Consider the following 19,285-nt stretch of genomic DNA (forward strand, 5'->3'; position numbering starts at 1 on the left):
ATCTTTTATCACAAGCATTAGCCATGCTATTGGCTAAAGAAAAAAATTTAGGAGTTTATTATGGGATTAATTGTTAACGGTAAATGGGTCGATCAATGGTATGACACCAATAAAAGTAAAGGACAATTTGTTCGTCAAGATAGTGGTTTTAGAAGTCAAATTTCAGCCGCAGAAAATAGTCAATTTAAACCCGAGGCAGGTCGTTATCATTTATATGTTTCATTGGCTTGTCCTTGGGCACATAGAACCCTAATCTTTCGCCAATTAAAACAACTCGAAGATGTTATTTCGGTCAGTGTTGTAGAAGCCGCTATGATGGAAAATGGTTGGGAGTTTGGTGAAAAAGGTGATCCGCTTTATCAGTTAAATTATGCCTACCAGTTATACTTAAAAGCAGATCCCAGTTACCAAGGCCGTGTTACTGTGCCTATTTTATGGGACAAAAAGACCCAAACTATTGTTAATAATGAATCAATTGAAATCATGAGAATGTTTAATTCAGCATTCAATGAATTAACCAGTAACGTTGATGATTATTACCCACTTGCTCAAAGATCAGCAATAGACAACGTGAACGCTCGTATTTATGACAGTATTAATAATGGGGTTTATAAAGCCGGATTTGCCACCACACAAGTCGCTTACAATGAGGCTTACCAGGCCTTATTTGCTAGTTTAGACTGGCTAGAAGATCTTTTATCAACACAGCGTTATCTCGTGGGTGAAAACATTACTGAAGCGGATTGGCGTTTGTTTACTACCCTGATTCGTTTTGATGCGGTATATCATGGTCACTTTAAGTGTAATCGCGAAAAACTGATTGAGTTTCATCATATTAGTAACTATGTTAATGAGCTTTATCAAGTACCTGGTGTGAAAGGAACGGTTGATCTGGAGTACACGAAAATCCATTACTACGCGAGTCATTTAACGATTAACCCTACTCGTATTGTCCCTTTAGGTGCGCGTCAACACTTTGATGCGCTACACGATAGAGACCGCCAATATTAAGGGCTAAAAAGTGTTAAGCGTTTAACTATTAAATACCGCTTTATAGCGCTAAAAATTTATTACCAACGCCATGAGTTATAAAGTTTCATTCAATGAGTACGGAGGAAAGACCATGATCAAACATTATCCCTATAAAAGCTTAGGCAAGGCTAACTACGGCTGGTTGAAATCTAACCATCACTTTAGTTTTGCTAATTACTATAATCCGACACGTATGGGCTTTGGAAAACTACGCGTAGTCAATGACGACTGGGTAGAAGCCGGTATGGGCTTTCCTTCGCATCCACACCGTAATATGGAAATTATTAGTTTTATTCGCTCAGGTGCTATTACTCATCAAGACAGCACAGGTAATAAAAGCATAACTAAAGCAGGTGAAGTACAAGTGATGAGTGCAGGTAAGGGCATTGTGCATTCAGAGTATAACCGTACGAATAAACCGTTAACTTTCTATCAAATTTGGCTTGAAAGCAATAAAGATAACGTAGCACCGCGCTGGGAAAGTAAAAAATTTCCTAGCGAGTATGGCTCAGCACTGACGTTGTTAGTCTCAGGTTATCCAGAAGATAAAAGTAAGGCATTGTTTATTAACCAAGAAACGAGAATCTATGGTGGAAAATTAACTAAAGGAAGCGTTATTGAACATAAAATCAGCCATCAAGCTTATATTTTAGCCTCTGATGGTATGTTTAAAGTAGAAGACAGCTTAAAAACGGTAACCATGAACAAGGGCGATGGGCTGGAAGTTACCCGATCCAATGCCATTTTACTCAGAGCTGCTACCGACTGTGAAGTGATTATTATCGATACTATCGCTTAGTTTTTCCTACATATAAAGTAGACCAGCTAATTAATGAAACGGCTATAATCATTAAAAAACAAGGTGTTCACTAGAATGTAAAGCCTAACTATTGCCACAAATAATTCACATGTAAAGGTGTTAATTGGACAATAGCCAGTGCTAACCGTAATAATTAAAGGAGATTTTTTAGGACAGCCAAGTGCTATCAGGCTGCCAACTGTCCAGCCATGTTAGCACTGCACTGGCGGGCATTGGCCTTGCAATGCCGTAACCTTGTGCAAATTTACAACCCAGTTGTAATAATTCAGTGCCATGTTCAACCGTTTCTACCCCTTCTGCGATCACCTCAAGCTGGAAGGCTTTCGCCAAGCTAACAACGCCCTTCACAATGGCTAAGTCATCGGGGTCAGTGAGCATGTCGCGAATAAAACTCTGATCTATTTTGATCTGGCTAGCGGGTAGGCGCCTGAGATAAGTTAGCGAGGAATAGCCAGTACCAAAATCATCTAGGGCAAACTGCACACCCAGGCTAATACAAGATTTCATGGTCGCTATAATATAGTTGATGTCATTTAATGCGCTGGTTTCCAATACCTCTAGTTCCAATAAATGCGGTGACACATCAGGATGTGCAGCCAATAATGTCGCCAGGCGTTCAACAAAATCAGTTTTTTGAAGCTGATAAGCACTGATATTGACGCTAATCGGTAACGTAATGCCGATACTTTGCCACTGGCTTATTTGGCTCAGCGCGGTATCAATAACCCATTCACCTATATCTAGACTAATAGCGTGGTTTTCTATTAGCGGTAAAAAATCTAGTGGCGGCACTAAACCACGGATAGGGTGTTGCCAGCGGATCAAGGCTTCTACACCCACTACTTCACCCGTAGACATATTCACTTTCGGTTGATAATACAAAACGAACTCACCTTTATCGAGTGCTGCACTGATATTGTTAATGTTTTCCTGTTCAAGGTTAACGGCGTCATCGAGGGCGCTATCAAACAAGTGATAACAATTTTTACCCGATTTTTTCGCCATGTACATGGCTTGGTCGGCATGACGGATAAGTATTTCTGCATCGGATTCATCTTGAGGGTATTGAGTAACACCTATGCTAGCCGATACATTTAACACCAGATCATCAACTATTACTGGCGCTGAAACCACCAGCAGTAAACGCTCTAATATCTTGTTAAACTCTTCAGTTTTCGTTAAATCGGTTAATACCAAGACAAACTCATCACCACCAATACGAGCAAGTGTATCGCCCTCACGTAACGCCTCTTTCATGCGTAGTGAGATAATAATTAATAGTTCATCACCGACATGATGGCCATGGGCATCATTAACCGTTTTTAAATCATCTAAATCTATAAATGCTACAGCGAGGGAATTATGCTGGCGATTGCTTTGTAATATCGCTTGGTTCAGGCGCTGAGCGAGTAATGTGCGATTGGGCAAATCAGTTAAGTCGTCGTAATGAGCCATGCGCTGTAGTTGACTTTGATGGGTTTTGTTAAGTTCTGTAATGTCAGAATAGAGTGCAACATAATGGCTGATTTCGCCAGCCGCATTTTTCACCGCACTTAGGGTCAGGTTTTCTGGGTATACTTCACCATTTTTACGACGATTCCAAATGGTACCAACCCAATAGCCTTTGGAGTTAACCGCTTGCCACATCAAAGCATAGAACTCAGCTGACTGACTGTCTGATTGAAAGAAGCGTAGGTTTTTACCAACCGCCTCTTGATGTGAGTATCCGGTGACTTCAGTGAAGGTGTTGTTGACTTTGATGATGCTCGCACTCGCATCAGTGATGATAATGCCTTCACGGGTGTGAGAAAATACAATAGCGGCAAGGGCTAGCTCAGCTGCGCGTTTATCTTTCTCTTCATTGGCAAGTTTAAGCTTTTTCTCACTTTTTTTATGTTCAGTAATATCGGTACGAATTGAAGTATAACCACTAAGCTTTTCGTTGACATACAAGGGTATAATGGTGGTATTAACCCAATACTCTTGTCCATCTTTGGCAAGATTACAGATGTCATCATTCCAGGAGCCGTCTTTAGATATAATTAAATACATCTCACGCCAATAGTCTTTCGGTTGCTGCTTAGAATTAAGCAGGCGATGATTGGCTCCAATGAGTTCCTCTTGACTATAGCCACTGACCGTACAAAATTTGGTATTGGCATAGTTAATCGTGCCTTTAACATCAGTAATCGACACTAGCGAATGCTCATCCATGGCTGCTTTTTGTGCTAGAAGTGCAGCCTGAGCAGCTTTGACCGCCTGAGTGTCTTGTTCTGTTTGTGCTTTAGAACGGTGATCAAGTTCATGTAAAATTTCTGTTTTAACTAGCACTTCTGCGTTTAAGCGGTTAACTAGTTGTATGTACCTTAGTACGTGCGGAATGAGCATAGTGAGCAGTAATATCACTAAAATCACCACAGTGACAATTAAGGCTAATGTGGTTGGAGGGACTGCATCGATGACTTGGTCTGTAGTTTGCGGAATAAAGTGCACGGCTGTCATCGCGCTATAGTGCATACTTGAAGATGCCAAGCCCATAACCACAGCACTCACTAGATGTTTTTTAGTTATAAATTGATATCGACTTTGATTAATAGCGGCATACTGTATCTTTAGTGCCACCATAGCCAATATCACCGCTATCAAGATAGACAAATAAACTAAGGTCATATCATGAACCATTACGGCTTGTAATCTCATGGCGCCCATGGCTATGTAATGCATAAGGCCAATACTTGGACCTAACAACAACCCACCGATTAATAATCGATAATAGCTAAATGTTTTTAGTGTCATCAACCACATAACAATACTAGAGGCAAACATTACCGGTAGAATAGACACCATAGTTGTGGCTAGGTCATAGCTAACCGGTATTGGAAATGTTAACGATACCATGGCAATAAAATGCATTGCCCAAATACCGACACTCATCATTAAAGCACCGAATAAATTCCATAATATTTTTTGACTTTGTTGGGAAGCAGACATACTTCGTTCAACTATGCCAAAGGCACTGAATGAGGCTAACATGGCAATTAGCATGGAGAGAACGACTAATTTGAGATCATAAGTGGTCGTGAGCGCTGCAACAGTTATACCGTTATAGTCGTGATTCATTGATATTAAACCCTAAGCATAGTGTGAATATTTAGCAGAATTTTTTTCTGTAATATACAGGGTCTACATGGCATTTGATACAGTTGTTAATACTTTTGATACGGTATATAAGTTAGCTAAAAGACTGTTAAATATTTTTTATTAAACGAGCGTTTATTAATTTCATCGGTTGAGTTGCTGGCCTAAAGCGGGAACAGTTTGATCTTAATTTCATTTTGTTGCGTATTTAGCTCTAGTTAAATAGATATTCGTTAGCTAGAGCTAAAAGTTAATTAGAGCTAAAAGTTAATTCACTGTTCTGATGAATGGTTCTATAAGAAAAATAGGAGTGATTGAACATTGTTAGCAGAGAAATTGTTAGGCGTTATATTTGATTTAGATAATACTTTAGTTTCTTCATCTTTAAATTTTGAAGAAATAAGAGCGTCTTTAGGTTGCGCAAAAGATATCGACTTATTAGATTTTGTTGATGCTTTGCCCACAGAGCAGCAGATTCATGCCAATAACTCGTTAGTTGAATTTGAAGTTAGTGACGCGCTTAATGCGAAAAAACTGCTCGGTACTGACCAACTTATAGCGCTATTGTCTGAATTAGAGATACCTTGTGCCATTGTTACGCGAAACTGTCGTCAAGCGGCTTTGATAAAAATGCAAAATAATAATATTGCTATTACCCTGCTATTAACTAGGGCCGATCACAAGGCTAAACCTGCTCCTGATGCTTTATTGCATTTAGCACAATTATGGCAAGCACCTGCTGAAAATTTATTATATGTTGGTGACTATTTATACGATCTACAAGCCGCACAAAATGCTAATACTATGTCATGTCTGGTGACGCATGGCGAAACGCCTGATTATGCCAATTTAGCGAATATTGTAGTGAACGAACTGACCGAGTTAAGTGAGGTTATTAGGCAAATTTTTATTCGTGAGGCTGCTGGTGTCTCGGGCTAAAGTTCATCACTCAACAGTCACTAGTCACCGTTCACCAGTTAACATTCACCAGTCAAGAATAGGAGCGCAAGCCAATGCGAGTTACTGTTTACGCACTTTTATTATCTACTGTTCTTGCTGGTTATAGCCTTGCTAGCACTGAGCTTAAAATACAAGCCAAGCAAAATAAACAGCTTGCTGCTATGGCCAAAAAAGAGTCTGCCCTTATGATTAATTTTACTGAGCAACAAAGCCTTAATAGTTGGCGCATTACTAATGACGGTGTCATGGGAGGCAAATCTCAAGGTCAGATTTCATTACAAGCAAACAAAGCAATATTTTCAGGTGATATATCACTAGCAAATAACGGTGGGTTCAGCTCAGTATTTCGCCCAATAGAGCCTTTAGCTAAAGCACTTGAAACCGTAACAATAGATATTGAAGGTGATGGACTGACTTATCAATTAAGATTGATTGTTAACCTTGACGGTTATCGTATGGCTTATAAACAGAGTTTTGATACGGTGGCAGGCCAACAAACACAACTAAGTTTTACACTGGCTGACTTTCAAGCATCATTTCGAGGCCGTGAAATACCCAATGCGCCGGTACTAACATCTGAAAATATTCGTGAAGTGGGTTTTTTAGTGACTAGCAAAGTTGCTGGCCCATTCTCTTTAGTTATTACTAGCGTTTCTTTTAAATAAACTAGCTTATGGCTTTGGGCTATAGGTTGTTTTCTGTTCTATCACTAGGGGCTAACTAGGTAGTAATAAACTTAACTTTACCCGCTAACGCTCAGTTTACAGTGTATTCTGGCTAAACTGCTAGGTGTGTAACTACCATAGTTTGAGCGCTTTGAAAAAATCAATTAAATAAAACTATACATAAACTATTAATAAAAGATAACTAATTGCTCTATAAACAATTACTGATTAATTATTTATCAATGACTTAATGAAGTTTCCCTGTTGATTTTTAAAAATAAAGCTTGTTATAAGTCTTGTAGTAGCAGTGTTGAGTGTTGATCTCATTAAGCACAATGCCTAGCAATAATGCTATTGACTAGGCATTGTTATAGCCTTTACTCAAGACTACCAATTGATAGACTCTCCCTGCCAATCGAGATAGCTTGCTGTTTGATCTAACGCAGTGTTCTCAACAATGTCTAGTAGCTGTTTAGCGACAAATTCTGGGGTGAAAAGCTTATTAGCCGGAACATTTTTTTGAAACGGCTTTGATAATGGCGTATCAGTAGTGCCCGGATGAAAAGCGATTAGCTTGATGTTTTTTGCTCGACGGGCTAACTCTATTGATGCGGTTTTAACTATCATGTTTAATGCCGCTTTCGACGCCCGATAACTATACCAACCCCCTAAACGATTCTCACTAATACTGCCTACTCGGGCACTAAATAGCACGAATTTGCAGGGTGACTTCCCGGTCAATAAAGGGGTTAATTTTTGTATCCACAACATTGGCGTGAGAGAATTTGCGGTCATAATTTCAATAAAGGCTTGTGCATCAAAGTCTTCTAAACGTTTTTCTGGACGAATATGATCATTATGCAGTATGCCATTACAGACAAATACTCGCGTTATTGGCGTATCTTTATGCTGGGCTAATTCTGCGATCGCTTGGTCGATTGATTCTGCTTGATAGTCTTTAAGACTAATTTTTGTCACATTAGCGGCTATCAAGTCACTAGCAACAGGATTAGGCTGTGCTAGGTCTCGACTAATCAGTATTAATCCAGTGTTTTCTGAAGCTTGTATTTGCGCAGCAATGGCTTGGCCAATATCGCTATTTGCGCCGATGATCAGTGTTTGTTCGGTTATCATGACAAGTTCCTGAATTACAGTGAGTGGTTTTAATATTAAACAATTTGGCGAGCAGTGCTGAAATTGGATGACGATATTTAGCTAAGCCTAAATAGACCCAGTGGCTGACAGTTTTAATGACTGGCCAATTAAGTGGTGCAACCCAAAAACCTTTGCCAACTAAAGTCCATGCTCTGTGTGTAACGGCTAGGCCCAATAATACTTGGCCGTTGTAATGGCCATGCAATATTTTCATTGCGCCATCAAAACTGACGCTAGGGTGGAGCGTAGCAAAATTGTCTTGGTGGATATCGACCAAAGTTATTAAATCGTTTTGATCATGTTTTTTTAGTTGAGCCATTTCTGTGGCACATAATGGGCAGTTACCATCATAAAATATTGTTAGCATTAATTTAGCCCTAAAATTTACTATATATGGCAGTTAAGCCTTGGAAAAATCTTAAAAAAATTAAGCGGGTATAGCGAGATGATTTTTAACTTACTCTTAATGCGCTTAACGTCAGATTAATGCTTAGCTCGATTACTTTTCTGCTTGGCCATCGACTGAAAGTTTTTGTTGCGACTCGTCAGGCTTTGCATAACTTACACGCGATAATCGTTTACTGGTGTGATAACTGTCGAGGCCAGAAACCATGACGGTATTTAATGACTCGATATCAATGTAACCGTCGTTTTTAATCGCGGCTTGTTCACAGAGAATATCAGTTATTTCGCCAATCACTAATACGGTATTATTAAGTTCTATCGGTACTATTTCTTTTAGCGTTAAAGCATATTTAAGTCGACTTTCTTGCACAAAGGGCGCATTAACACCGTCGATAAAATTTGGTGTTAATCCAGTTTGTTGAAATTCACACTGATCATTGCCGTAGCGCGCAGAGGTTTGATGAGCTGCTTGCCAAAAGCTTTCATTGACTTGGTTAATCGTAAATTGTTTGGTTTGCTGAATATTGCGTAACGTGTGTCGGTCAACACTGTCGGGGCGTGAAATAAAACCCACTAAAGCCGGTGAAGCACCCAGGTGAAATACCGAGCTAAACATAGCCAAGTTATTGATATTTTGCTCGTCGCGAGTGCCAATAAGATTAGCACTTTTAAAACCAGATAAGCTGTTGATAACCTGAGCTCTATAGCGAGGTTCCATATTAACCAGTTCGTGGTGATTGATAATATATTGCATTTAAGTGCTGTCACATAAGTTGACTTGTATAGCCAGTATACGTAATTAGTTGGGTTTGCGATCACTTAACGTACTTAAACTTATCGATTTTTGTTGGTTAATAGCTAGGTTTATTTGTGGTTATAAGCTTTATTTGCCTGTAAAAAAGCTATTAACAGTATCGCGCTATAGCACACCGCCACAGCAAATAACCATCATAAAACAGAGCCATACCTGCTGGCAAAAATGGCGCGTTATATACGCTCTGCTTTGTTAGCTATCCATACGGTTTGATAAGGAGATAATATTATTTCCTGGCTTAACTCGGTAATATTTTCCCCCGTGATTAATTCTACCCAAGCTTGGGTAACGATCAAATTAAGTTCGCTTAGCGGCAAGGCGATAGCTTGGTCTGAGACGTTACTGACACAAAATATACTTTGTTTTCTGTTTTGGCTTTGTCGCCAAAAACCAAATAATTGTAAGCCTAAATGTAAAGTAAATTGGGTGGCGTTGGGATGAAATGCGGGTTGTTTAATACGAATTTTTAACAATGTTTTTAAGCTTGAAAGCACTTTTGCGTGATGCAAACTACTATCAGCCAATGCGGCCTCTAGTGCCTCTTCATGCCAACAATGGCGATTGATTGAGCGGCTATTATGCGTGTTGGCCAATTTTTTATAGTCGTTTTGTGTTCCTAGCATGCTGTGAATATAAATCCCGGGTATACCTTCAAGGGCAAACATGACGGCATGTGCACAAATAAAACGTTCAAAGTTCCAGTGGTCTTTACCTGCAACCGTACCTTGTAGCGCATCATAAAGGGCAATATTCATTTCATAAGCTTTTTGCTCGCCAGTGTTTGAGGTTCGCCATGAAATTTTACCGCCAAAGCTCTCAATAGTATGAATTAAACTATCAAGCTCAGTGTCACTTAATAATCCTTCTGCTGGACGCAGACCAATGCCGTCATGTGAGGCAATAAAGTTGAAATACAGGGTACCGTCTTGTGAAGGTGGCATGCTCATTAGCCAGCGTTTTAAATATAAACAATTACCGGTCAGTAAAGTGTTTATGAGTAAGGGTGGCAATGAAAAGTTATAGATACCGTGTGCTTCATTAGCGTTACCAAAGTAGGTAAGGTTTTGGGTGTTAGGAATATTGGTTTCAGTAATGATAATCGCTTGCGGGTCTGCAGATTCAATTAAGGTGCGTAATAAGCGCACAATTTCATGAGTTTGAGGTAGGTTGATACTATCGCGGCCAACAATTTTCCAGATAAAGGCAATGGCATCAAACCTAAATATTTTCACCCCGCTATCAAGATATTGTCGAATAATTGCAGCAAATGCTTTTAATACTTCGGGGTTACGAAAGTCAAAATCGACTTGGTCGTGACTAAAAGTACACCAGACAAATTTTTGTCCTTTGCCGGTGATCACTTCTTTTAGTAAGGGTGATGTCCGTGGCCGTACCACAGCAGACAAATCATCGTCTAACTGCGCGGTAAAGAAAAAATCATGCCCGGTTCCTTCGCCTTTGATGAAGTTATCAAACCAAGCACTGCGGCTTGAGCAATGATTAATCACCAGATCTGACATCAGTTGATAAGCTTGACTTATTTCAGTGATATCTTGCCATGTTCCCAGTGCCTCATTAACCGAGGAGTAGTCAATAACCGAAAAACCATCGTCAGAGCTATACGGAAAAAATGGCAATATATGTACACTGTTGATGGTGTTTTTTAGATGATTATCTAAAAATACTTTTAAAGTGTGTAACGGTGGCTGAGCTGTTTTTATGATGCTATCACCATAGGTAATTAAGACAATGTCTGCTTCTGACCAATGATTGCTAAAAGGTGTTGGCGCCAGTACTTCGCTTGGTAAGCGCATAATATCAATCAGCGCATCGGCAATATCATCCGTTGCTTGCTCAAGTGCTACCTCGTGATAAATAGTTGAAAGCTGTTGAATTAACTTGTTTTTTAACGGTTCAATTTGTGCGGGCATCGGCGACATCTTCCTTTATGTTTGATTAAACTCTTCGTTGTCTAACTCTACGGCGGTTTTTAATTGAGATAAAATATCGGGAATAGCACTCACCACACGGTTCCAAGAGGGAATAAAAGGCGTTTCCATTGGGTTTTCTAAGAAAGTGTTGCCTGCAGTTAAAATATTTTGCGCGAACATTTCTACTGCTTTTTCTTCATTATGAATGTCAAGTTCCAATCCATTCATCATGGCGTCATTGCGATAGGTTTCAACATAATCTAAAGCAATGCGATAGTAAGTTGCTTTTAAGGTTCTAAACTTTTCAGCGCTGAAGGTTTCACCTTGAGTGGCAAGTTTACGAATGAAAGCTTTGCTGATATCAATCGACATTTTTGATAGGCCACCCGCGGTATTATCTAACGATAAGTCTTGATGCTTATGATCATAAGTGGCGGCAATATCCACTTGGCATAAGCGGTTTGGTGAATAGTTGCGATACATTTCAGATAATACGCCAATCTCTAAACCCCAATCACTTGGAATACGAATGTCATTTAATACATCGCGTCGAAAAGAGAATTCACCCGCTAGGGGATACAAAAAACTGTCCATATATTCGAGGTAGTCGCAATGGCCAACCGTTTTTTTCAGCGCTTTGATCAAAGGGGTGACCAACAAGCGAGAAACCCGGCCATTTATTTTTCCGTCCGCAACACGGGCATAAAACCCTTTGGCAAATTCATAGTTAAATAATGGGTTGGCCACGGGATACAGCAGTCGGTCGAGTAACTCTGTTTCATAAGTGAGAATGTCACAGTCATGCAGGGCGATGGACTCGGCTTTACCTGAGGATAAAATATAGCCCATGCAATACCAAACATTGCGGCCTTTGCCGAGCTCTTTTGGTGCTAAACCTAAGGCCTGTAATTTTGCATCTATTGCTTGTAGTCTGGGGCCATCATTCCATAACACCCTATGGTGTTGAGGTAGTTGAGAAAAAAATGACAACGCGTGTTGGTATTGCGCTAAATCGGCTCGGTCTAAGCCGATAACAATTTCAGATAGATACTTTACCTGTTTTATTTTATGAATAATATCGGGTAAAGCTTTACCCTCTAACTCGGAAAACAGCGAGGGTAAAATGAGCCCTAATGAACGTTTTTTTGAAAACGCTAGTAACTCAGCAGCCATATTTTCTGGCTCGCGCTGGGCCAAGTTATGTAATGTTGTCACCGTACCATTTTGATAGAAGTCAGCCATGATTTACCTCAGATTAAGTTGCTTGTGAACCTAGTTGTTTTGCTAAGAGTTGTTGAATCGCTTCGGCCCAGCCTTCGGGGCCATATAATTGGCTTTGACTGGTTTTGTATTGTCGATACAGCGACGGAAAATCGTGCACCGGTGAGCGTATTTGCACGGCAATATCTGCGGCTTCTAACATGGGCGTGTCATTTTCACCGTCGCCTAGGGCAATGGTGTAAACCGTGTGGCGGCTAAAATATTCGCGATATTGTTGGGTTAACCAAATAAGCGCTTGGCCTTTATCACAGTAACCACCGACGTGAATAAAGCGTCCTCCTTGGACAACGCTGGCGCCTAATGCCACTAAATGTTCGATAAAGGCTTTTTTTGTGCTGTTATCACCTATCCATTGCACCGGCTCACTATAGTGTCGCTGTTTTGCCCGCCCAGCTTGCGCTAAATCTAAGCCCGTTATTTTGCCCACGGCGGCGGCTGACAGGGTTGAAAAACCGTGGAAATATGGCTGAAATTTTTCACTGTGCTCGTTCAGTAACTTTAGCCAATATTGTCTTGGTAAACAGAATGATTTTACCCAATAGTTACCGATGAGTTCAGTCTCTGCCGGTTGGGTAATGAAGGTATTAATAGGGATGTAAACGGCAGCGCCATTTTCGATAATAAAGGGCGTATCAAGCTTAAGTTCAGCGCGAATAATGTCTAATTCAGCCAGTGTTTTACTGCTATTTAAGATCACCGGAATCTTGGCTTTGCTTAACTGTTGCAGTGTTTTACGTGCCGGCGTTGACTGATAGCTATAATGGTCAAGCAGCGTGCCGTCGAGGTCACTGAAAATAATGGTTTTTGTCGCACTCATAGATCTTCCATAAAGGGCGTTTTTGAAATGTTTCTCGCATAATCTAAGTAAAAAATAGCATCAGCAGACTGTGAAATGCTCAGGCATGCTTGCACACTCAATCGTTGAAAATATTGTGTGAAATTTAAGATACCAGCAGATTTCATTATTTTTGAATTCGGTAAACCCATATTCTTGTCTTGCAATTTTTGCTCTTGCTCTAAGCGCCATTGGTAAACACAGTCGAATGACGGTGCTTGCAGTGCTAACCAGAAATTCATTGTTTTATATAAAGGTTGATAGTTATTTTTAAGTTGTTGATTAACATAATGGCGCCATTCACCCTTGCTGTCATGCTTGAGTTCAAGTTCATTAACCGGGGCTTTTAATTGCTCGTCAGTTTGTGGCTTTACGCCCCAACACCAGCCTTCTAATAAAATAATGTCTGCCGGCTTGTTAACTATCGGCCACTGTTCTTCAGGATATGGTTCGTCAGTGGCTTTATTAAACCTTGGGATAGCAAAGCCTGTTTGCTGGGCTTTTAACTTTGTTAAGGTACTTGCTAGCATTGTCATGTCGTGCGTGCCAGGCACACCACGAGTTGCTAATAACGGGTGAATGTCATCAGCAAGCTGCTGGCGTTTTTCACCGGTGAAATAGAAGTCATCTAACGACATCACTACAATGGTTAATTGATAGGTGGTGGCCAAATATTCAGCAATAAAATCAGTCAGAGTTGATTTACCGCTGCCTTGACAGCCATTAATACCAACAAAATAAGCGCCATTATTTTTCGTAAACTGACTGAATATTTGCTCGGCGAGCGGTTGGTAGTGCTCTTGTGCTGTTAGTTTAAAATTTTCTGGCAGTTTGTGGTGTTTAATAAAATTTGAGAGCATAATTTTTACTTTAGCTAAATAGTAATATAATTATACTTACAACTCTTATGCCATTAATTTAGTCACTCAGTTTAGGCTGTAATCTATTGTAAAATAATGATTATTTTATTTTTGGTGCGGAATGTTAAAAAATGACAACACGGCGTAAAGGGCAGTAAATGAACAATTTGCTTTATTTTGGTGCAATTAGCTACTGTGCTTAACCATTGCGGCTAGCGAGTATATTCGTTAAGCGCGGTTTTAAATATGACCCGGTTCACTGGCCTAATTTTATCAGTTAGCATTTCATTAGTTAGCATTTCATTAGTTAGTACTGCATCACTGATAGCGGCTTTGTTTCAATAACTAAGATAACTAAGCGATAAAGTCAATAATGGCGCTTTTGATATATTTGCTGCGGTTGTTTTCAAGTGAGTGTCGGTTCTGACATAAATACAGGGTTTCATTCACCGAATGTGCTAATAAATGCACCCTTATTTTTTCTGGTTTACTAAAGGCTTTTACAGCATATAAGGGTAAAACGGTAAAACCAAGTCCGCGGCTAACCGGTTCAAGAATTAAGTTAATTTGATTGGAAAACCCTTGGTGCTCAAATTGGCTAATGTGTTCAAATTGAGCATAGTTTTTACTGAGCAGCGCTTGTGCATGGTGCTCACCGTCAGGATGGTCGATAAAGCCTAATGTGGTTAGTGTTTGCCAAGTGATGGTACTTACCGTATTTGCGGTGACTAGCACTAGTGGCTCAACCGCAACTTTTTGGCTAATAATAGTGGCCGCCTTACTTAGCTCAGTGACCAAGCCAATATCGATTTTACGCTCAGTTAAGTCTTGCTCAATATTTTTATTCGGCGCAAATTTGTAGTCGATGGCTAATTGCCTATGCTGTTGTTGAATATCGAGCATATAAGGATAGAGCTTTAAGCCAATACTGCCCGGCGAGGCAATTTTTACTGTACCTATGTAAGGATCATCTTGTTGGATTGCTTTTTCTAACTCTGCTGAACTTTGCAATAAGCTTTGTCCTTGTTGATGCAATTTTATGCCGGCGTCGGTAAGCGAAAAAGACTTGCCTTCGCGCATCAGTAACAAGGTGTTTAGCTGCTGTTCTAGCTTTTTTACTTGTTGACTAACCCCAGACTGGGTCATAAAAAGCTGGTCAGCAGTTTTAGTGAAGTGGCCAACATCAACCAGTGTGCAAAAAGTTTTTAACCAAACAAGATTTATCATAACAAAACGTACTTAAATTGATAACTAATGATAATTTTTTATAATTTATAACATTGTCTATACTTTGTCCATGACATTAAAAAAAGTTATTAAAAAAAGTTATTAAAAGAGGTTATTAACATGAGCAAAGCATATCCAAGAACATTTTCACATATTGGTATTTCAGTACCGAGCGTAGAAAAAGCGGTTAAGTTTTATACTGAGGTTTTAGGTTGGTATTTAATTATGGCGCCGACAGAAGTCATTGAAGACGACAGCGCCATTGGCGTAATGTGCACTGATGTTTTTGGTGCTAATTGGGATAAATTCAAAATTGCCCATATGTCGACTGGCGATCGTATTGGCGTGGAGTTATTTGAATTTAAAAATCAGCAAAATCCAGAAAATAACTTTGAATATTGGAAAACGGGTATCTTTCACTTTTGCGTGCAAGATCCAAATCTTGAAGAGTTAGTTGAGAAAATAGTCGCTGCCGGTGGTAAAAAACGTATGGCAGAGCCACGTTACTATTACCCAGGTGAAAAACCTTACCGTATGATTTATATGGAAGACCCTTTTGGTAATATCCTTGAAATTTATAGCCATAGTTATGAATTAACCTATGCTCAAGGCGCTTATCAATAATCAGTATTTCTAGTGTATAGCCTTTCACTTCTAGTTTAGCTCCCTGTTGGCAAGCCGAGAAAGGGGCATTTTGAAGTGGAACGGTTATATAAGGTCAATCATATTGAACTTTATGTCTATTTAACTCGTATATCTTGTTAATAAAGGTATACGATTAATACGAGAAATAGACCAATGGAGGTTTATGATACAATCAAGTTCAGTACCTTCTTCAGAGCCCATTATTATCGCTGTTGCAGGTGCTACCCATTATTTAGTAGGGGTTATCGACTCAAGTGATAACTTTGTTGGATTAGGAGAAGACTCGGTAGAAGTTGTTAATTCTATCGTCGAAGCAAAAGCGTATTTAAGAGGCAACAATATATTTTCTGCACTGCTTGAGATAGACAGTGCTTTTGATGAAATGTGTGGCCAATCAAAGAAAAGCCGTTACCGTCAGAGGATCTTGTGCTAATGATGAAAAATAATACTGTCGCCTTAAGTGATTTATTACAGGTGTTTAATTTAGTCACCACCCAAGGTAGCAAAACTGAGGGTAACTATGAGTATCAAGGTATAACCGCTTGGCATGACTTCGATGGTTATACCTGTTTTTTAGGCTATAAAGACTTAACCTTAACCTTGTTGTTTCATGGTCGTTATACTTTTGATTTCGAGCAGCAAGAAACTTTAGATGTGTTCTTATCTAAGGTAAATAAACTATTGCTTGCAAAAGCATGAACAGAGTAAATCCAAAAGTATTGCTGCATAGTAAGTGGACCAAGGTGAGTGTTGAAAACCGAGAAAAGCATTTTGTTATCACTGAGGTAGAATTTGATGAGCAGAAAAATGTTATTGAGTGTCTTATCACCGCGGTTATTAATCATAATGAATACTCAATAAACTGGCGAGATTTAAAACAGCCTACGCTCTGGCGCTTTGGCTGGCAGTAAGTCTTGGCAGACAGATGAGTTGAAGCTTTATTTTTGCTTTTGCCTATATTAAGTCAGAGTTTAAAACCAAAAAAAATATTAAATTAACCAGATGAGTTACTCATCTGATTAAGCGAGTGATTACACTACAAACATAGCTAATCAACGACAGTACGTCGCCTTCACCATTTAAACTCAAGTCTATTGCTAGCTTTAGTATTTTATAGCGGCATTAAGTTTTATTTTCATTTCTGATCCTATGCATCTGAGCCCTATAACTGAATTTATATATCTGACTCGGCTAAGTACACCACAAGAGAAGCGCGATGATATGCATTATTGCCACTAGCGTAGTCAGTTTCAGCCGCATGCGTAAATAAGACTTGTGTTCATTTTTAGCAGTATCAAAGTAGTATTCACAGCATAAAATCGCTGGGTAAATCACCGCCAATATTACCAGTGCTAGATAGTTGGGCAATAGCAGGGCAAAAAAAGCAAGTAAACTGAATATGTTACTGCAGAGCTGTAATTTAATACTTAATTTATCATTGTGCTTGCGCCACAGTGTGCCAGCAATAAAGCTTAAGATGATGGCGCTGTAAAATATAAATACCTGCTCGGCGGCGATATTTAATAATGCAGGACTGAACTTTTCAAATACCAGTGCGAGGACGAAGGGAGCTAATCCTAAATAACCTAAGATTTGTTGCATTTGCATAGTAAGCTCTTTTCAATATTTATTGTTCAGCATACGAAATTTTTTATCATATAGATCATAAAAAATCTGAGCAGACTAATCTTGTTTACAGTTTATTACGTACAATTGACTAAGTTTGCATAAAGGCACGTTATGAGAATAAAGTTATGGTGAATAAAGTGATGAAAATTAAATCTCCACTATGGAATTTAGTCGCGTTCAATGTCGCTTGGTTTGGCTTGGTTTTTATTGGCGATTTATTTGTTCCGATTGCAGCCATTTTGTTTGGCGCACAGCTTTGGTATTTTAAGAGCACTACAAACGAAATATTATTAATCTGCTCAGTGGCAGCGCTTGGTATTTGCTTAGACCTTGCTTTAGTTTATTCAGGTGTTTTTATTTTTCCAGGTACCGAGGGTATTCCTTTTTGGCTTATTACTTTGTGGATTGTTTTCGCTAGTACCATACGCCATAGTTTAGCTTTTCTAGCCAATTCTAAGTTACTGCAGTTTGTTGTTGGCGCCATATCAGCACCACTAAGTTATCTGGCCGGAGCAAAATTAGCCGTGGTTGATTTAGGGCTATCAGTAGGGTCTAGTTATTTATTACTGGCCTGTTTGTGGGGGCCGTTCATGGTATTTATGTTTGCGCTAAGTGGTTGGTTACTGGTAAAGGAAAAAAGTTATGTTGGTTAATGTCAATCTTATGTCTACGCTTACACTATTAATTGGGCTATTTTCTTTCAATGCGCTAGCGAATAACCCGATTGAAAGTGTTACCCCTAGTGAAGTGGCAGTCGTCAGTGATGAAGGTTTGATGAAGTGTCAAGCTTCTGAACAAGTGTCTATTATCGCTAACGACTTAACAAAGTTGACTACCGAGCAGCACTTTACCTTGTTGGGTAAAGCCAAGTTCTCAGTTTTGTTTTGGGATATTTATGAAAGCTCGTTATTCACTACCGATGGCCAACGACCCTTTAGTAACCTATGTCAGCATGCCTTGTTTGAAATACATTACTTACGCGACATCAGTAAAAAAGAATTAATAGAGAACACCGTATCGCAATGGCAACATTTATCGCTTAATGAAAATGAATATCTAGATTTTTTGCCTTTATTGGAAAAAATATGGCGAGATATTAATGCTGGAGATCGCTTGTCGATGTTAAGCCAAAAAGGTACAAGCGTATTCTATTTGAATAGGCAAAAAATAGGTGAAATTGAAAGTTTAACTTTTGCCAAAACATTTCTTCGTATTTGGTTAGATGAAAACACCAGCGAGCCTAAACTACGACAACAGCTATTGGGGAATAATATATGAGTAAACATGCGAAATTGGCGGCACTTTTTTGCTTAGTCTTTGTACTTTCAAGCTGTACAACAAAATTAGAAGATTATCAGGCTACTGCTCCTCAACTCGATATACAGCAATATTTTTCTGGCAAGTCGATAGCCTGGGGCATGGTACAAGATTACAGCAGTAAAGTGACTCGGCGTTTTTGTGTTGAGCTTGATGGCCAATGGCAAGGTGACGAAGGTGTGTTAAAAGAAGTATTTTACTTCGCTGATGGTGAAGTCACTTTTCGTAACTGGCAGCTAACAAAGTTAAAGGAAGGTAAATACTTGGGTAGTGCTGGAGATGTTGTTGGCAAAGCTGTCGGTCAACAAATGGGTTTTGCCTTTCAATGGCAATATGAGTTATTGGTACCAATAGACGGTGAAGAAGTGCAATTGTCACTTGACGATTGGATGTATCGAATTGATGAGTACCGAGTATTTAACCGCACAAAAATGAAGAAATTTGGTGTTACTGTGGCTGAAATTACTTTATTTTTTGATAAAGAATTGCCGGTAAAAAGCTGTCAATAAGGCCTTGAATTCATCGTTCTAGCTGGCATTGACTATCTGAACAAATTACTGTCTGACCCTTT

At 39.3% G+C, this 19,285-nt stretch carries 21 protein-coding genes; 11 read left to right on the plus strand and 10 right to left on the minus strand.

The features are described from left to right. The first annotated feature begins 60 nt into the window (after positions 1–60). Entirely contained in the window at positions 61–1,011 is a 951-nt protein-coding gene (locus tag H4J65_RS04355) for a glutathione S-transferase family protein (protein ID WP_182195891.1), read from the plus strand. A 112-nt stretch (positions 1,012–1,123) separates the two neighbouring features. Then, complete coding sequence (locus H4J65_RS04360) at positions 1,124–1,831, plus strand: pirin-like bicupin family protein (RefSeq protein WP_182195911.1); 708 nt, start codon at positions 1,124–1,126, stop codon at positions 1,829–1,831. Positions 1,832–1,999: 168 nt separating this feature from the next. Here the strand turns inward: H4J65_RS04360 and H4J65_RS04365 are convergent, their stop codons facing one another. After that, positions 2,000–4,972 carry an EAL domain-containing protein gene (locus H4J65_RS04365; RefSeq protein WP_182195914.1) on the minus strand — a complete coding sequence of 991 codons (2,973 nt, stop codon included), beginning with the start codon at positions 4,970–4,972 and terminating at the stop codon, positions 2,000–2,002. A 339-nt stretch (positions 4,973–5,311) separates the two neighbouring features. Between H4J65_RS04365 and H4J65_RS04370 the strand changes: the two genes are divergently transcribed. Then, entirely contained in the window at positions 5,312–5,929 is a 618-nt protein-coding gene (locus H4J65_RS04370) for an HAD family hydrolase (protein ID WP_182186174.1), read from the plus strand. 74 nt (positions 5,930–6,003) lie between these two features. Continuing rightward, the gene (locus tag H4J65_RS04375) at positions 6,004–6,615 is read left to right on the plus strand and encodes a CIA30 family protein (protein WP_259367517.1); all 612 of its coding nucleotides are present in this window, start codon (positions 6,004–6,006) and stop codon (positions 6,613–6,615) included. Between the two features lie 387 nt (positions 6,616–7,002). Here the strand turns inward: H4J65_RS04375 and H4J65_RS04380 are convergent, their stop codons facing one another. The 8 genes from H4J65_RS04380 to H4J65_RS04415 form a co-directional block, all read right to left on the minus strand. Then, a complete protein-coding gene (locus tag H4J65_RS04380; protein ID WP_182195917.1) occupies positions 7,003–7,749 on the minus strand; it encodes an SDR family NAD(P)-dependent oxidoreductase in 747 nt (248 codons plus the stop codon). After that, the gene (locus tag H4J65_RS04385) at positions 7,712–8,137 is read right to left on the minus strand and encodes a thiol-disulfide oxidoreductase DCC family protein (RefSeq protein ID WP_182186169.1); all 426 of its coding nucleotides are present in this window, start codon (positions 8,135–8,137) and stop codon (positions 7,712–7,714) included. Before H4J65_RS04385 ends, H4J65_RS04380 begins: the two co-directional genes overlap by 38 nt. Positions 8,138–8,269: 132 nt before the next feature. Further along, on the minus strand, positions 8,270–8,929 hold the full coding sequence (locus tag H4J65_RS04390; protein ID WP_182195920.1) for a flavin reductase family protein: 660 nt from the start codon (positions 8,927–8,929) through the stop codon (positions 8,270–8,272). Between the two features lie 233 nt (positions 8,930–9,162). Then, on the minus strand, positions 9,163–10,920 hold the full coding sequence (locus H4J65_RS04395; RefSeq protein WP_182195925.1) for an alpha-amylase family glycosyl hydrolase: 1,758 nt from the start codon (positions 10,918–10,920) through the stop codon (positions 9,163–9,165). A 15-nt stretch (positions 10,921–10,935) separates the two neighbouring features. Then, a complete protein-coding gene (locus tag H4J65_RS04400; protein ID WP_182195928.1) occupies positions 10,936–12,162 on the minus strand; it encodes a glycosyl transferase in 1,227 nt (408 codons plus the stop codon). Positions 12,163–12,175: 13 nt separating this feature from the next. Continuing rightward, on the minus strand, positions 12,176–13,018 hold the full coding sequence (locus tag H4J65_RS04405) for an HAD-IIB family hydrolase (protein WP_182195931.1): 843 nt from the start codon (positions 13,016–13,018) through the stop codon (positions 12,176–12,178). After that, positions 13,015–13,896 carry a kinase gene (locus H4J65_RS04410; protein ID WP_182195934.1) on the minus strand — a complete coding sequence of 294 codons (882 nt, stop codon included), beginning with the start codon at positions 13,894–13,896 and terminating at the stop codon, positions 13,015–13,017. Before H4J65_RS04410 ends, H4J65_RS04405 begins: the two co-directional genes overlap by 4 nt. 354 nt (positions 13,897–14,250) lie before the next feature. Then, positions 14,251–15,123, minus strand: coding sequence for a LysR family transcriptional regulator (locus H4J65_RS04415; RefSeq protein ID WP_182195938.1), 873 nt, complete (start codon positions 15,121–15,123; stop codon positions 14,251–14,253). A gap of 120 nt (positions 15,124–15,243) precedes the next feature. Here H4J65_RS04415 and H4J65_RS04420 point away from each other — a divergent pair, with 120 nt between their 5' ends. The 4 genes from H4J65_RS04420 (at position 15,244) to H4J65_RS04435 (ending at position 16,679) form a co-directional block, all read left to right on the plus strand. Then, positions 15,244–15,747, plus strand: a complete 504-nt coding sequence (locus H4J65_RS04420; protein ID WP_182137349.1) for a lactoylglutathione lyase family protein — start codon at positions 15,244–15,246, stop codon at positions 15,745–15,747. Between the two features lie 184 nt (positions 15,748–15,931). After that, the gene (locus H4J65_RS04425) at positions 15,932–16,201 is read left to right on the plus strand and encodes a DUF6482 family protein (RefSeq protein ID WP_182195943.1); all 270 of its coding nucleotides are present in this window, start codon (positions 15,932–15,934) and stop codon (positions 16,199–16,201) included. Next, positions 16,201–16,467, plus strand: coding sequence for a DUF3081 domain-containing protein (locus H4J65_RS04430; protein WP_259363392.1), 267 nt, complete (start codon positions 16,201–16,203; stop codon positions 16,465–16,467). Before H4J65_RS04425 ends, H4J65_RS04430 begins: the two co-directional genes overlap by 1 nt. Beyond that, a complete protein-coding gene (locus H4J65_RS04435) occupies positions 16,464–16,679 on the plus strand; it encodes a TIGR02450 family Trp-rich protein (protein WP_182137351.1) in 216 nt (71 codons plus the stop codon). The genes H4J65_RS04430 and H4J65_RS04435 overlap by 4 nt, the downstream gene beginning before the upstream one ends. 280 nt (positions 16,680–16,959) lie before the next feature. Here H4J65_RS04435 and H4J65_RS04440 read toward each other — a convergent pair whose 3' ends face one another. Next, the gene (locus H4J65_RS04440; RefSeq protein WP_182195946.1) at positions 16,960–17,376 is read right to left on the minus strand and encodes a DUF3429 domain-containing protein; all 417 of its coding nucleotides are present in this window, start codon (positions 17,374–17,376) and stop codon (positions 16,960–16,962) included. 161 nt (positions 17,377–17,537) lie between these two features. On the opposite strand from H4J65_RS04440, the gene H4J65_RS04445 reads away from it, so the two are divergent. Genes H4J65_RS04445 through H4J65_RS04455 form a run of 3 tightly spaced genes read left to right on the plus strand, consistent with a single transcriptional unit; the run spans position 17,538 to position 19,223 of the window. Further along, positions 17,538–18,050 (plus strand): DUF2878 domain-containing protein, encoded by a 513-nt coding sequence (locus tag H4J65_RS04445; protein WP_182137354.1) that lies wholly within the window; start codon positions 17,538–17,540, stop codon positions 18,048–18,050. Continuing rightward, positions 18,040–18,675 (plus strand): chalcone isomerase family protein, encoded by a 636-nt coding sequence (locus H4J65_RS04450; RefSeq protein WP_182195951.1) that lies wholly within the window; start codon positions 18,040–18,042, stop codon positions 18,673–18,675. Before H4J65_RS04445 ends, H4J65_RS04450 begins: the two co-directional genes overlap by 11 nt. After that, positions 18,672–19,223, plus strand: a complete 552-nt coding sequence (locus H4J65_RS04455; RefSeq protein WP_182137356.1) for a DUF3833 domain-containing protein — start codon at positions 18,672–18,674, stop codon at positions 19,221–19,223. Before H4J65_RS04450 ends, H4J65_RS04455 begins: the two co-directional genes overlap by 4 nt. The last annotated feature ends 62 nt before the right edge of the window (positions 19,224–19,285 follow it).

Origin of the sequence: Colwellia sp. MB02u-9 (genome assembly GCF_014077085.1) — a bacterium.
Classification (GTDB): Bacteria; Pseudomonadota; Gammaproteobacteria; order Enterobacterales; family Alteromonadaceae; genus Cognaticolwellia.